This window comes from Paenibacillus sp. NPDC058174 (genome assembly GCF_042883865.1).
Lineage (GTDB): Bacteria > Bacillota > Bacilli > Paenibacillales > Paenibacillaceae > Pristimantibacillus.
Window position 1 is genome coordinate 37,084 of record NZ_JBHVUY010000012.1, and the last position, 12,543, is coordinate 49,626.

General features: G+C 51.8%; 10 protein-coding genes, 2 tRNA genes and 1 riboswitch. Of the genes, 8 read left to right on the forward strand and 4 right to left on the reverse strand.

Annotated elements, in window-relative coordinates; all coding sequences use genetic code 11:
- Nucleotides 1–12: 12 nt before the first annotated feature.
- From sfnG to ACFVVF_RS27845, 6 genes are all read left to right on the forward strand, one after another.
- On the forward strand, nt 13–1,143 hold the full coding sequence (gene sfnG / locus ACFVVF_RS27820; RefSeq protein ID WP_387816369.1) for a dimethylsulfone monooxygenase SfnG: 1,131 nt from the start codon (nt 13–15) through the stop codon (nt 1,141–1,143).
- A gap of 140 nt (nt 1,144–1,283) precedes the next feature.
- Nucleotides 1,284–2,705, forward strand: coding sequence for an APC family permease (locus tag ACFVVF_RS27825; protein WP_387816371.1), 1,422 nt, complete (start codon nt 1,284–1,286; stop codon nt 2,703–2,705).
- Nucleotides 2,706–2,726: 21 nt separating this feature from the next.
- Nucleotides 2,727–3,929, forward strand: coding sequence for an acyl-CoA dehydrogenase family protein (locus tag ACFVVF_RS27830; RefSeq protein WP_387816373.1), 1,203 nt, complete (start codon nt 2,727–2,729; stop codon nt 3,927–3,929).
- A gap of 19 nt (nt 3,930–3,948) precedes the next feature.
- Entirely contained in the window at nt 3,949–4,818 is an 870-nt protein-coding gene (locus ACFVVF_RS27835; RefSeq protein ID WP_387816374.1) for an acyl-CoA dehydrogenase family protein, read from the forward strand.
- Nucleotides 4,788–5,123: an acyl-CoA dehydrogenase family protein gene (locus ACFVVF_RS27840; RefSeq protein ID WP_387816376.1), complete on the forward strand. Its 336-nt coding sequence runs from the start codon at nt 4,788–4,790 to the stop codon at nt 5,121–5,123. The genes ACFVVF_RS27835 and ACFVVF_RS27840 overlap by 31 nt, the downstream gene beginning before the upstream one ends.
- A gap of 137 nt (nt 5,124–5,260) precedes the next feature.
- Complete coding sequence (locus tag ACFVVF_RS27845) at nt 5,261–6,445, forward strand: MalY/PatB family protein (protein WP_387816378.1); 1,185 nt, start codon at nt 5,261–5,263, stop codon at nt 6,443–6,445.
- A gap of 20 nt (nt 6,446–6,465) precedes the next feature.
- Here ACFVVF_RS27845 and ACFVVF_RS27850 read toward each other — a convergent pair whose 3' ends face one another.
- Entirely contained in the window at nt 6,466–7,068 is a 603-nt protein-coding gene (locus ACFVVF_RS27850; protein ID WP_387816381.1) for a YdcF family protein, read from the reverse strand.
- Between the two features lie 148 nt (nt 7,069–7,216).
- On the opposite strand from ACFVVF_RS27850, the gene ACFVVF_RS27855 reads away from it, so the two are divergent.
- Nucleotides 7,217–8,407, forward strand: a complete 1,191-nt coding sequence (locus ACFVVF_RS27855) for an acyl-CoA dehydrogenase family protein (protein WP_387816462.1) — start codon at nt 7,217–7,219, stop codon at nt 8,405–8,407.
- A gap of 109 nt (nt 8,408–8,516) precedes the next feature.
- On the opposite strand, the gene ACFVVF_RS27860 is transcribed toward ACFVVF_RS27855, so the two are convergent.
- From ACFVVF_RS27860 to ACFVVF_RS27870, 3 genes are all read right to left on the reverse strand, one after another.
- Nucleotides 8,517–8,593: transfer RNA gene (locus ACFVVF_RS27860), tRNA-Pro, on the reverse strand.
- A gap of 8 nt (nt 8,594–8,601) precedes the next feature.
- Nucleotides 8,602–8,677 (reverse strand) — tRNA-Thr (locus ACFVVF_RS27865).
- An 86-nt stretch (nt 8,678–8,763) separates the two neighbouring features.
- Nucleotides 8,764–8,976, reverse strand: coding sequence for a YrzA family protein (locus ACFVVF_RS27870; RefSeq protein WP_387816383.1), 213 nt, complete (start codon nt 8,974–8,976; stop codon nt 8,764–8,766).
- A gap of 162 nt (nt 8,977–9,138) precedes the next feature.
- Nucleotides 9,139–9,223, forward strand: a riboswitch (cyclic di-GMP riboswitch).
- A 91-nt stretch (nt 9,224–9,314) separates the two neighbouring features.
- On the opposite strand from ACFVVF_RS27870, the gene ACFVVF_RS27875 reads away from it, so the two are divergent.
- Complete coding sequence (locus ACFVVF_RS27875; RefSeq protein ID WP_387816385.1) at nt 9,315–11,063, forward strand: methyl-accepting chemotaxis protein; 1,749 nt, start codon at nt 9,315–9,317, stop codon at nt 11,061–11,063.
- Nucleotides 11,064–12,543: the final 1,480 nt, after the last annotated feature.

Sequence of the window (12,543 nt, forward strand, 5' to 3'; positions counted from 1 at the left end):
GCTCATATCGACATGAGTGCTATAGAGTTTGGCTATTGGGCTCCGCTGGAGGATGGCGGGCAAGTTGCGACAAAGCTGGAGCAGCGAACGGATTCGTCGTTTGAAGCCAATGTCCGGTACGCGGAAGTTGCGGAGAAGACGGGCTTCAGCCAGATGCTGCTGCCGACGCGCTTCGTCGCCAGCAGCGACGCTGAGAATCAATGGGAATCGCTCACGTTCGCCGCGGCTCTAGCCGTCAAGACGAAGTCGCTAGGCTTAATTGCCGCAGTTGCTTCCGGCTTGTGGCCTCCGGCTATCGTTGCGAAAATGCTGACGACAATCGACCATTTGAGCGGCGGCCGAGCTGCGATCAATGTCGTCAGCGGCTGGCTGAAGGAGGAGTACATCGCTCTCGGTCAGCCTTGGCTCGACCATGACGAGCGCTATCGCCGCTCGGCAGAGTTTATCGAAGTGCTGCGCGAGCTGTGGACGTCGGACCGGGCTAACTTTGCCGGGGATTTCTACCGGCTTCGCGAGGCGGACTATAAGCCGCGTCCGCTCCAGACGCCGGGTCCGACGGTTTATCAGGGCGGCAACTCCAAGGCTGCAAAACGAATGGCAGGCCGGGTATCGGATTATTATTTGATGAACGGCAACCATTTGGAAGGCCTGAAGAAGCAGATCGATGAAGTGAGCGGTTACGCCGCCGAATATGGACGGACGGTCAAATTTGGCGTGAATGCTTTCGTCATCGTCAGGGATACGGAGGAGGAAGCGAAGCAAGTGCTGCGGGACATTATTGACAATGCCGATACGGCAGTCGTCGAAGCGTTCCGCGAGCAGGTGAAGCAGGCTGGTCAGGCGTCATCGGAACGGGAAGGAATGTGGGCTAATTCCAGCTTCGAGGATTTAATTCAGTTCAACGACGGCTTCAAGACCGGGTTGATCGGCACGCCTGAACAAGTGGCGGAACGTATTGCCGGCCTGAAAGGAATTGGCATCGATTTGGTGCTTACCGCCTTTCTCCACTACGACAACGAGCTGGAGGCTTTCGGCAAGCAGGTCATTCCGCTCGTGCGGAAGCTGGAGGCTGCTGGCAATGCGGATGCAGATGCTGATGCCGAAGGAACGGTTCGCGAAGAGGCAACGGCTGCTGGAAGCTAACGGCTATCGCACGCAATTATAAAGATGAAGGGATCTGATCGGACGACCGAAGGCTCTCCACTTTCCCAAAGGCAGGGAGAAGCGGAGCAGTCTTTTTTTGATGCCTATTATCGCTTTACTATGAAGATTAGGAGGATTTTATGATGGGTAATCAAGCGACGGAAGCAGCGTCCACGGGTCAATTAACGCCTGCAAAAAAGTTAAGTCTGTTTGACGCAATCGGCTCCACGCTGGCACAGATGGCGCCAGCAGCTGCAATCTATTACGGATTGCCGGTTATCTTTATCGCGACCGGCATCGGCTCGCCGCTCACTATTCTTTTATCCGCAATCGCCATAATTATCGTAGGACTGAGTCTGACCCGGTTTTCTGCCAAACATCCGTCAAGCGGCTCGCTTATCAAATACATCGGGATGGCGTTCGGCGGCTTGACCGGTACGGCGGCCTCCATTGTTTTTATAGTCGGAACGGTGTTTCTTGCGGGCTCGGCTTTTATTGAGCTGGGAGGCTGGACGTCAGATTCATTGGCGCTTTATGGCATTCATGTCCATTGGGCGATCCCGACCGTTGTGCTGGGTGTCCTCATATGGGGACTCACCATTATCGGCATTGACCGCTCGACGAAGATTGCAACGATTGCGCTCGTTATTGAGGTGCTCGTGCTGGTCGGTGTGTCGGTCTATGTGCTTCTTGATCCGCCGGCGGGCTTGTCGCTGAAACCCTTTGCGCCGTCCTCTATTACTGGCGGTCTGGCTGGCATCGGGCTCGGATTCCCGCTCGCCATCTATTTGTTCATCGGCTTTGAGAATTCCGCCGCCCTGGCGGAAGAGACGCAAAATCCGAAGCGCAACACGAAACGAGCTGTGCTTATCAGCATCGCTGTCATGACCGTGTTCTACTTGTTCGTCAGTTACGCTGTCGTCACTGGCTTCAGCAATGATAATGAGTCGCTGATCAAGAGCTCGAACCCTTTTATCGAGGTTGCTGACCGATACCTAGGCCGGTTTGCATTTTTGGCCGTGATTGCCGGGTTTACGAGTATCGTAGGCATGACGATCGCTTGCTTGAACGGTTTCTCGAGGGTTGCCTTCAATTCCGCTCGTGAAGGGCTTATCCCGGCGAAGCTTAGCTTTGTTTCCAAATGGCGGACGCCAGCGGGCACGTTATCGCTGATAAGCGGTCTTGGCATCGCTTTTGCACTGCTGTTTGGCTTTGCGGGCGGCGCATGGGTGACCGGCTTTGGCTATTTAGGCACGATTGGTACGATTCCGCTGCTTATTATTTACGCGCTGCTTAACATAGCCGTAATCATCTATCCGAACAAGGATTTGACGATTATCCAGCGGTATGTGCTGCCTGTGCTTGGCGTAATCAGCATCGCGCTTCCATTGTGGGCGATGGTTCAGCCCGGCCAGCCGAAGCCGGTCAGTTATTTTCCATGGATTATAGCGGCGGTTGTTGTGATTAGTTTGATTTATGCTTGGGTGCAAATGAAGCGCGATCCGTCGATCGCACAGCGGATCATTTCCGGCACAGGATCCGGAGAAGAAACGGCGGCTTAATATGAAGGAGGTAAATGCGGGATGACAGCAATAAATACGACCGTTTCAGAAGCTTCTTATGAAGCGTTGCTCGCCGAAGTTCGGCGGACAGTGGATGAAGTGATAAGACCAAATGCAGAGCGGATTGACAGGGAGGGCGTATTTCCCTCGGAAAATTTGCAAGCGCTGGCGGACGCAGGATGGAACAGTATCATTATTCCGACCGAATATGACGGTCTGGGTCTCGATTATAGAGCGTTTGCGCTGGCAGCGGAAGAGATCGGCAAGGGCTGCCCTTCAACTTCGCTGATCTATGTGATGCATGTAGGGGCGGCGCAAACGATCGTCTATTACGGCTCCGAGGATCAGAAGAAGCGCTGGCTGAAGCCGGTCCGGACGGGTGCAATTGGCACGCATTCGATGAGCGAGAAAGCGACGGGAGGCCATACCTGGTTCAATCTGAGCGAGGCGAAGCGCAACGGAAATGATTATGTGCTGGATCTGGAAAAGTCGTTCACGACGAGCGGAGGCCATGCCGATTTCTACGTGCTTCAGACTCGGACGCCCGGTGCGGAGAAACCGACTGATCTGAGCTATTTCATCGTTGACGGCCAGGACCCCGGCATAACAGCTGGACCTTGGGAGGCGCTCGGTGTTCGCGGCAATCAAAGCGGGCCGCTAAAGCTGGATGGCGTAAAGGTGCCGCGTGCGGATTTGCTTGCCGGGGAGAACAGAGCGATTGAAATTGCATTTAATGGCGTTGACCCGCTTTATTTGCTAGGCATCGGCTCCGCTTGGATCGGGGTGGCGGAGGAGGCGTTGTCCATCGTCGTCAACCGGGTGAAAAATACGGTGCATCGCGATTTCAACCGCAGTCTCGCAGATTATCAGGTCATTCGTCAGCAGCTGGCGCAAGCGAAAATTGCGCTAAGCAGCTTGAGGCCTTGGCAGCTGGCCTTGGCCGACAAGTACAACCGCTATGAAGCCGAAGGCAGGCTGCTGGGCGAGCTGTGGTATGAAGCCACCGAGTTCAAAATCCATGCGACGGAGGTTGCCAATCAGGTCGTGTCCATCGCGATGGATGTGACTGGCGGGTACGGATATAAGAAAGGGACGATCGAGCGGCTGTACCGGGATGTGCGGGCTGGGCTTGTTCTGGCGCCTTCCAATCATTTGGCGCGGGAGCTGGTCGGCAAGGATCTGGTTGGCCAGCCGCCTGAGCTGTTCACGCCGGGCGGCGATTAAGCGGAAGGAGGAGTACGGCATGGCAGCAACGGCGGTAGAACAGCAGCAATATAGGAGATTGGCATCGGAGCTGGCGAAGCGGTTTGGCGAGGACGCCGCCCAGCGTGACAAGGAGGGAGGCACGCCGAAGGAACAGCGGGACTGGATACGCGAGAGCGGTCTTTTGAAGCTGCTCATTCCTCGAGAGTATGGCGGGGACGGCGGGCAATGGTCCGACGTGTTAGGGGTTGTGCGAGAATTTGCCCGGACCGATGCGGCATTGGCACATGTGTACGGCTATCATTTCCTTTGTCTCGTAGCGCCTCATTTGGCTGGCAGCGAATCGCAAAAGGCATACTTCTATGAAACGACAGCTAAGCACAATTACTTCTGGGGCAATTCCTCCAATCCGCTTGAAAAATCAATTGTAGGCCAGCGGCTGGAGGATGGTGCCATCCTTGTAAACGGCAGCAAATCGTTCAGCTCCGGGTCGCCGGATTCGGACTTGCTTGCGATTTCATGGAATGACAGCGCGTCGGGAGAATACTATGAGGGCATTATCCCTACTTCCCGCACGGGAGTGACGGTGCATGACGATTGGGACAATATGGGGCAGCGGCAAACCGGCAGCGGCACGGTCTCCTTCGAGTCGGTGCGGGTAGAGCCGGATGAAATACTGGAAACTCCTTATGGGGGGCAGACGGTATTTTCTACGCTCATTCCGCAGCTGTCACAGAGCATATTGGCCAGCATTTTTATCGGCAGCGCTGCGGGCGCATTGGACGAGGCTAAGTATTATACGAAAACAAAGTCGAGGCCGTGGTACACATCGGGCCTGGACGAAGCGTCTGCGGAGCCGTCCACCATAAGCCATTGTGGATGGCCTATCAATCCGCGCTTAGTCTCGTAGAGAAGTCAGATCGTGAGCTTGATGCCGTATGGGCTCGAGATACTGCCTTGACCGAAGCCGAGCGGGGGGACTGCGCGGTCATCGTGGCAGCGGCTAACGTACAAGCGAGCCGGATGGCGCTGGAAGTGACGAGCCGGATTTTTGAAGTGATGGGTGCAAGGGCGACAGCCTCCCGATACGGCTATGACCGTTTCTGGCGCAATGTCCGCACGCATTCTCTGCATAATCCGGCTGAGTTCAAGCTGCGCACCGTCGGAAACTGGTTTTTGAACGGGCAAGCTCCCGTTCCCGGCTTTTATTCATAATCGTACTTTAAGGAAGCGATCCCTTTTGCCTGCAGAACAGGATGAAAGGGGTCGTTTTTTACATATCGGTTCCATTAAAAATGGCGATTTGGTATGATGGATAGAAACGCAGACTTGAAAAGAGGCATAAGACAACGATGACGATGACCAATCCATTTGACCAAATATTTAATAGAAGAAATACGAGATCTTATAAATGGGATGATATGAAAAAGCTGTTCGGCAGCTCCGAACTGCTGCCGCTATGGGTAGCCGATATGGACTTTGGATGTCCGCCGGCTGTCCGCAAAGCTGTGACTGATCGCGCCGAGATGGGGATATACGGCTATACGTTCTTTTCGGACGACTATTACGAGGCCATTACTAGCTGGTACAGCCGGCGCCATGGCTGGAATATTGATCCGAAATGGATCGGTAATTTGCCTACGGTCGTTACTTCAATTAGCATTGCAGTAGAGCTGCTAAGCTCGCCAGGCGATTCCGTCGTTATTCAGACGCCGGTATATCCGCCTTTTTACGAGGTGGTTGAGGACAATGACCGCGTTGTCGCGAAAAATCCGCTCGTCATCCGGAACGGACGCTATGAGATGGATCTTCCGCATTTGGAGACGTTGTTCCAGAACGGTGCCAAGCTGATGATTCTATGCAGCCCGCATAATCCAGGCGGCCGCGTATGGACGGAGGAAGAGCTGCGAGCGCTTGGCGCATTGTGCCTGCAATACGGCGTGACAGTTATCGCCGACGAGATTCATTGCGATTTGACGTTCCCTGGCTATAAGCATACTCCGTTCGCTTCGCTCTCGGCTGAGCTTAGTGATCGTACCATCACGTGCACAGCTGCTACAAAAACGTTCAATTTGCCTGGCATTCAAACGGCTTATTTCATTACATCTAATGAAGCGCTGAAGAAAAAAATGGATAAGCGGCTGCAGGTGCTTGGCCTGAATTATCCGCATCATTTCGCTGAAGCAGCGATTGCCGCCGCTTATACGGAAGGAGAAGAGTGGCTGGACGGATTATTGGACTACGTTAAGGGCAATCTCGATTTCGCCATCGACTACTTGTCCGAGCATTTGCCGGAGGTGGAGCCGCTCAGACCGGAAGGAACTTACTTGCTGTGGGTGGATTGCCGCGGATTAGGGATTGAGTCCCGTAAGCTGAAGAAATGGATGGTTGAGGAAGCAAAATTAGCGTTCAGCCTCGGATCGGCATTTGGCACGGAGGGAGCAGGCTGGCTGCGGATGAATCTGGCTGCTCCAAGAGCCATTGTCGAGCAGGCGCTGAAGCAGTTTTGCGAGGCGGGAAGACTGGCTCTGAAATAATTTCAGAGGCCAGCCGGCTGTCAGCTGCGAAACGGCGACGTAACCTTGTAGCCGATATAATAGAACAGCTCCCGAAACAGAAAGGGAAGCTTCGTTTGCAGGCTTTTGTAGGCAGAGCTTGGGGTGGGTGCGGCATAGGCGTCCATTCCAAGCTTTTTTGCAATGGTAAGCGCCCGTTTCATATGAAGAGGATCGCTGACGATGGCAAAGGTATGCAACTGCTGCTCTTCCGCCAGTTTGCTTGCAAATCGCAAATTTTCCTCTGTTATCGTCGATTCCGTCTCCACGAGAATGGCACTCGGATTCACGCCCTGTTCCAAGGCATAGTCGCGTGATACAAGCGCTTCTGTCCATTGGCCGCCGTGTCCCTTTCCTCCGGTGAAAATAATTTTTTGCACATAGCCCTGCTCGTAAAGCCAAATGCCATGGTCGATTCTGCCTCGCAGCACGGGGGAAGGCTTGCCGTCCCAGACGGCTGCCCCCAGGACGATAGCGGCATCTGCAGCGATAGGCTCGCGGGGTTTGCCAGATGACCAAATGTCATAGGCTGCATAGCTTATCGTTAGAACAGCAATGATTAAGGCGATACTAATAATTTTATAAAGGGCTGGTTTCTTTTTCATAATGGACTAGACGCTTCATACGCCGGAAAGTTTCATTATTAGATAGGAATTGATGCGGAAACTGCTTTTATTCAACTAAGTATACCGATATACTATGATTAATAGAATGGACAGAGGTTCGAATATTGAAAAGGGAGCTGAACAACAGATGTCCGAGTTTTCCAAGCAAGATCCATTTATACGAAATGAACGGGAGGCGGCCATCGCCGCAAGGTCGGATAGATTAGCGGAATTATTCGCGGTTAGGGCACCCCAGCATGACCTTAATGGCAGTTTTCCAGTTGAAAATTTTAAAGATTTGCGGGAAAGCGGTTATTTGGCGCTGACTGTTCCACAGGCTTACGGAGGGGAAGAGGCTTCGCTGTATGAATTGGTGCTGGCGCAGGAGCATTTGGCGCGCGGAGACGGCTCGACAGCGCTTGCTGTCGGCTGGCATGTGGCGCTAGTCATGCAGCTTCGAATATCGCAGGCTTGGCCGGATTCGCTCTATGGGGCATTAAGCCAAGAGATTGTAGAGCATGGTGCGATCTTCAACAGCTATGCCAGCGAACGTGCGACCGGGAGTCCCAGCCGCGGCGGCAAGCCGGAGACGACAGCTGTACATACTGAAGGCGGCTGGCTGATCAATGGCCGGAAGACGTTCAGTACGCTTAGTCCAGTCGCTACGCATTGCATGGTCTCGGCCTCGGTGGAGTCGGAGGACCGTGTCGGCGAGTTTTTTGTCCGTATCGGGGAAGGTGTTGAAGTTGATGAAACCTGGAACACGATGGGCATGAGAGCGACGGGCAGTCATGATCTGGTATTCAAGGATGTGTTCGTTCCAGATGGGGAATCGATTGCGGGCGCGGCCCTGCGTCCCAAGACGCAGGCGGATTCCGATCATGGGGGCGCGATGCTTCATATACCGGCCTGTTATATCGGTATCGCGCATGCCGCCCGGGATTTCGCGCTGCGCTTTGCAAGAGATTACCGGCCGAACAGTCTGAATGGTCCGATTGCAGATTTGCCGAATATTCAGCGTCAGCTCGGCGAGCTGGAGGCTGAGCTTATTACAGCCCGGACGCTCTTGTATAGCTTGGCAGACCGATGGGACCGGGATCCTGCAGGAAGAGCAGAACTGCGTGCCGATCTGGGGCTTGCCAAATACGTGGCGACGAATGGGGCGCTGCGAATTGTTGATCTGGCGATGCGGGTTGTAGGAGGCGCCGGCCTTTCCCGCAATCTTCCGCTGGAGCGCTATTATAGGGATGTGAGAGCCGGGCTGCACAATCCGCCGATGGATGATGTAGCCTTGTCAAACCTCGCCAAGCGGGCGCTAGGCTCGTTTGACGGACTTTAAGAGAAACAGGCTGCTGAGTTGTGCTCGGCAGCCTGTTTCTTTATCTGTATATATAGAAGAAATAAAAAAGAAGCTTGATAGCATCAAGCTTCTTGAAATGTCTAATTGATGGTCGGGATGACACGATTTGAACATGCGACCCCCTGGTCCCAAACCAGGTGCTCTACCAAGCTGAGCTACATCCCGTCCTGTGATGGTGCCGGCGATAGGAGTCGAACCCACGACCTACTGATTACAAGTCAGTTGCTCTACCAACTGAGCTACACCGGCATAAAATCTCTCAGGCACAAAATGTATTATGCCATAAACATTAAAGATAATGCAACTGTTTTTTTAAGAAATTTATAAATTTATTTTTATTGCCTTTTTACTTTGAAGTGAACAACTGCGCTATAGTGCATTTTACCTGTAAGCTGGTTGAACGCGGAATGATGCTGCACTGAATGCACATCCAGCATCAGCGCTTTATTATTTTCGATTTGCCGGTCGATTTGTTTTTCCAGTGTGCTTAGATCATAAGCTTCGAAAAACTCAACTTTATTTTCTATGAGATCCAAACGGAAGTCCATAATCATTCTCCTTCAGGCGCTGCTATTTATTATTTCTGTCCATTATAAACAACCTGACAAGAAGCGTCCAATCTCTGAAAATATGAATATATTTTGTTAGACAAACTGGCAAAAATGTCCTAAACTAGAAGGGTGTCGAAAGTGGTCGAAAAATAGAAAATGAACTGAAAAGAGCAAACTTGTTGAAAAACAAGGACGCAAAGTTATGGGCCTAAGGTTGCAAAACTACGGCTGCCAGACCACCAGATCAAGGAAAATGCGCTGAAATCAGGCTATCCGCCCATCTGGTCGGATAGCTTTTATTCTTTTCAGGGATAGGAAAAGGAGAAAGAGGACAGATGGCTCAATGGAAAAAGTGGCCGAATCAGGCGGCCATGTTCGTGAAAAAGCAGAAAATTACGTCTAAGCTTCTGCTTATTACGTCGCTTATTACTATTTTTAACGTAGCGGCGGGGGTATTGATTTACACGCAAAACTTATCAGTATCGAAAGCAATTGACAGCTCCAACGAATTTGGCGATACCGAACGGGAGTACAAAGCATTGTCCGATACGATGCTCCGCACCATGCTTCTAATGATCAATTCGATTGAAAACGGGGAAGACGAGTCGGATATCATCACACAATCGATGAAGCCGATTCCTGATATGCTGGCCAACTTGACGAAAAGCTTCGAAAAGATGGATCAGAAATATCCGCCGCAAGAAGGCGACTTGGAGTACAGCAACCAAGTGAAGGTTTTCCAAATGGCTTATAACAGCTTGAGCGGATTTGCCATGGACAACGCGGAATTGCGAAGCGATATGAAGTCGCTGCGTATCCGGGAATTGATCAGCGTCTATACGATTACTCTGAGCTATGCGAACGAAGCGGTTGAAGCCCGGATGAACGTTGACCAAGCATCCAATGAGAAGCAGCTTGCCCGAAGTGTGGATTTTGCGAATACCATTATTATCATTAACGTTCTGCTGTTGGCTGTGCTGCCGTTCTTGATGTCCTATACGCTTAGCCAAAGCATCAAAAAGGGCTTGCGAGGCATTATGGGCCGGATTGACGCCTATAAAAACAGCGATTTTACATACGATCTGAAAGTGGACCGGCATGACGAGTTCGGTGATATCGACCGGATGCTGTCCGAAATGGGCCATCGTTTGCGCGATACAATCAAATCTACGCTTGAAGTAAGCGGAACGGTGCTCAGCATGTCCAATTCGATGGGCGAGATGGTCGACCGCAACCGTACTGCCTCTGAGCAGGTTCGCGATCAAATTAAAGTGGGTACAGTTACTTTGCTGTCCCAATATGATGATGCTTCCTCCATTTCTGCTGTTACCGAGCAAATCTCGGCCAGCTCTGAGGAAATTGCCGCATCCAGCGATTATATCAATAGCGATATGCGCCAAATGCGTCAAGCTTCCCAAGAAGGCGCGCAGGATATGGAAGGCGTCGTTGAGATGGTTAACCAGACAGTTGAGCAATTCGAGCTTGTTAATGAATCGTTTAATCGTATTGTGCAGCGTTTTGGCACTGTAACGAAGTTTTTGGGCGGCATTCAAGATTTGAATACGCAAACGAACTTGCTTTCGCTTAATGCCTCGATCGAATCGGCTCGCGCAGGCGAGCATGGCAGAGGTTTTGCTGTCGTAGCTGAAGAAATTCGCAAGCTGTCCGGCCAGACTGAAATGTTCTCGAAAAACATTACGAAAGAGCTTCAGCTCATTCAGAGTGATGTGGCATCGAGCAGCGATCGTCTCGGTTCCTTCTCGCAGGTTATTGCCACGACGAAGGATGCGTCGATTGCGGCAAGCGATATGTTCAAGGGGCTGGAGCAGCAAAGCAGCGCGTTGTCCGAGCAAGTGGGTGAAATCTCCACTGCCATCGCGGAAATTACATCCGGCATGACCCACATCGTTACAGCAGTAGATAAGCTGCTGCAAACGTCCTCTGACGTTAACGGCAAAATGGATGTCATGAGCGGCCTCTCCGAGCAGCAAAATGCTGTGTCTGACCAGCTGGGCGCTCTTGCGGGAGAGCTCAAGCAGTCGTCTGGCGTGCTGAAAGAGAAAGCAGCTGTATTTAAAGTGTAAAAGTAAACGGAGCCTGAGTCGCATCCCGATTAAAGGGATGTGCCTCAGGCTTTTTTGTTTGTTGATTTGATTAGTAAGTGTGCACTCGCCAGATTGATTGTTCGCACGTTCGTTTGTTTATGGGGGAATGCATGTCGTTTTCATTGAATGTGAGCGAAATTGAGTGAAAGTGGGGAGGGCGGGCGAGTAAACCTGGGTTCGTGGAGAATATTGTGCGATTACACAGATTTGGCTCGAGTGCCAAGTAACTAATTAGTTGGGTTGGTTTACTGCAATAATCGAAGTTGCTACGTAACTTCGATTATTGCAGCTGAGGCAGACTAGGGAGAGTGCGCTTATGTTGAGCAAGTTGCCGGAAGAATTCGAAGGTTAGTTGGAGCAACGTAGGCATGGGGAGGAACAATGTACAATAGCAGGCATTCGGCGCAGGTGCCAAGTAACCAACTTAATGAAGTTTTCTGGCTGGACATCAGGGTAGCGAAGCCGACTTCGTAAAACGGCGGAACAGGTTCTCTGTAGGGAGAACGTCGTCGCAATACTGTAGAGTACCTTTGTTGGGCAGCAGGATAGCGAAGCAGGTTCGTAATATAACGAAGCTAAATTCGCTACTGGTCGTGCCGGAGCATTGCTTTGCTCCAACAGCGAAGTAAATTTCGCAAATGGCGAACCTAGGTTCACGAGTAGCGAAGTTAGCTTCGCTAAAGTGAGGCCGAGGGGGCGCGAGCATCATAACAGCGAAGCTGACTTCGTTAAACAGCGAAGTAGGTTCGTTGCAGGGAGGGCGTCAGCGCAATACTGTAGAGTACCTTTGCTGGGCAGTAGGATAGCGAAGCAGGTTCGCAATATAACGAAGCTAAATTCGCTACTGATAGTGCCGGAGCACAGCCTTGTCCAAACAGCGAAGTAAATTTCGCAAATGGCGAACCTAGGTTCACGAGTAGCGAACATTGCTTCGCTAAAGCGAGGCCGAGGGCGCGCGAGCATCATAACAGCGAAGCTGACTTCGCAAAACAGCGAAGTAGGTTCGTTGCAGGGAGGGCGTCGTCGCAATACTGTAGAGTACTCTCGTTGGGCGCAGGATAGCGAAGCAGGTTCGCAATATAACGAAGCTAAATTTCGCTACTGATAGTGCCGGAGCACAGCCTTGTCCAAACAGCGAAGTAAATTTCGCAAATGGCGAACCTAGGTTCACGAGTAGCGAAGATTGCTTCGCTAAAGTGAGGCCGAGAGGGTACGAGCATCATAACAGCGAAGCTGACTTCGTTAAACAGCGAAACAGTTTCGCTGCAGGGAGAGCGTCGTCGCAATACTGTAGAGTACTTTTGCTGGGTAGCAGGATAGAGAAGCAGCTTCGCAATATAACGAAGCTAAATTCGCTAATGGTAGTGCCGGAGCATAGCTTTGCTCCAACAGCGAAGTAAATTTCGTAAATGGCGAACCTAGGTTCACGAGTAGCGAACATTGCTTCGCTAAAGCGAGG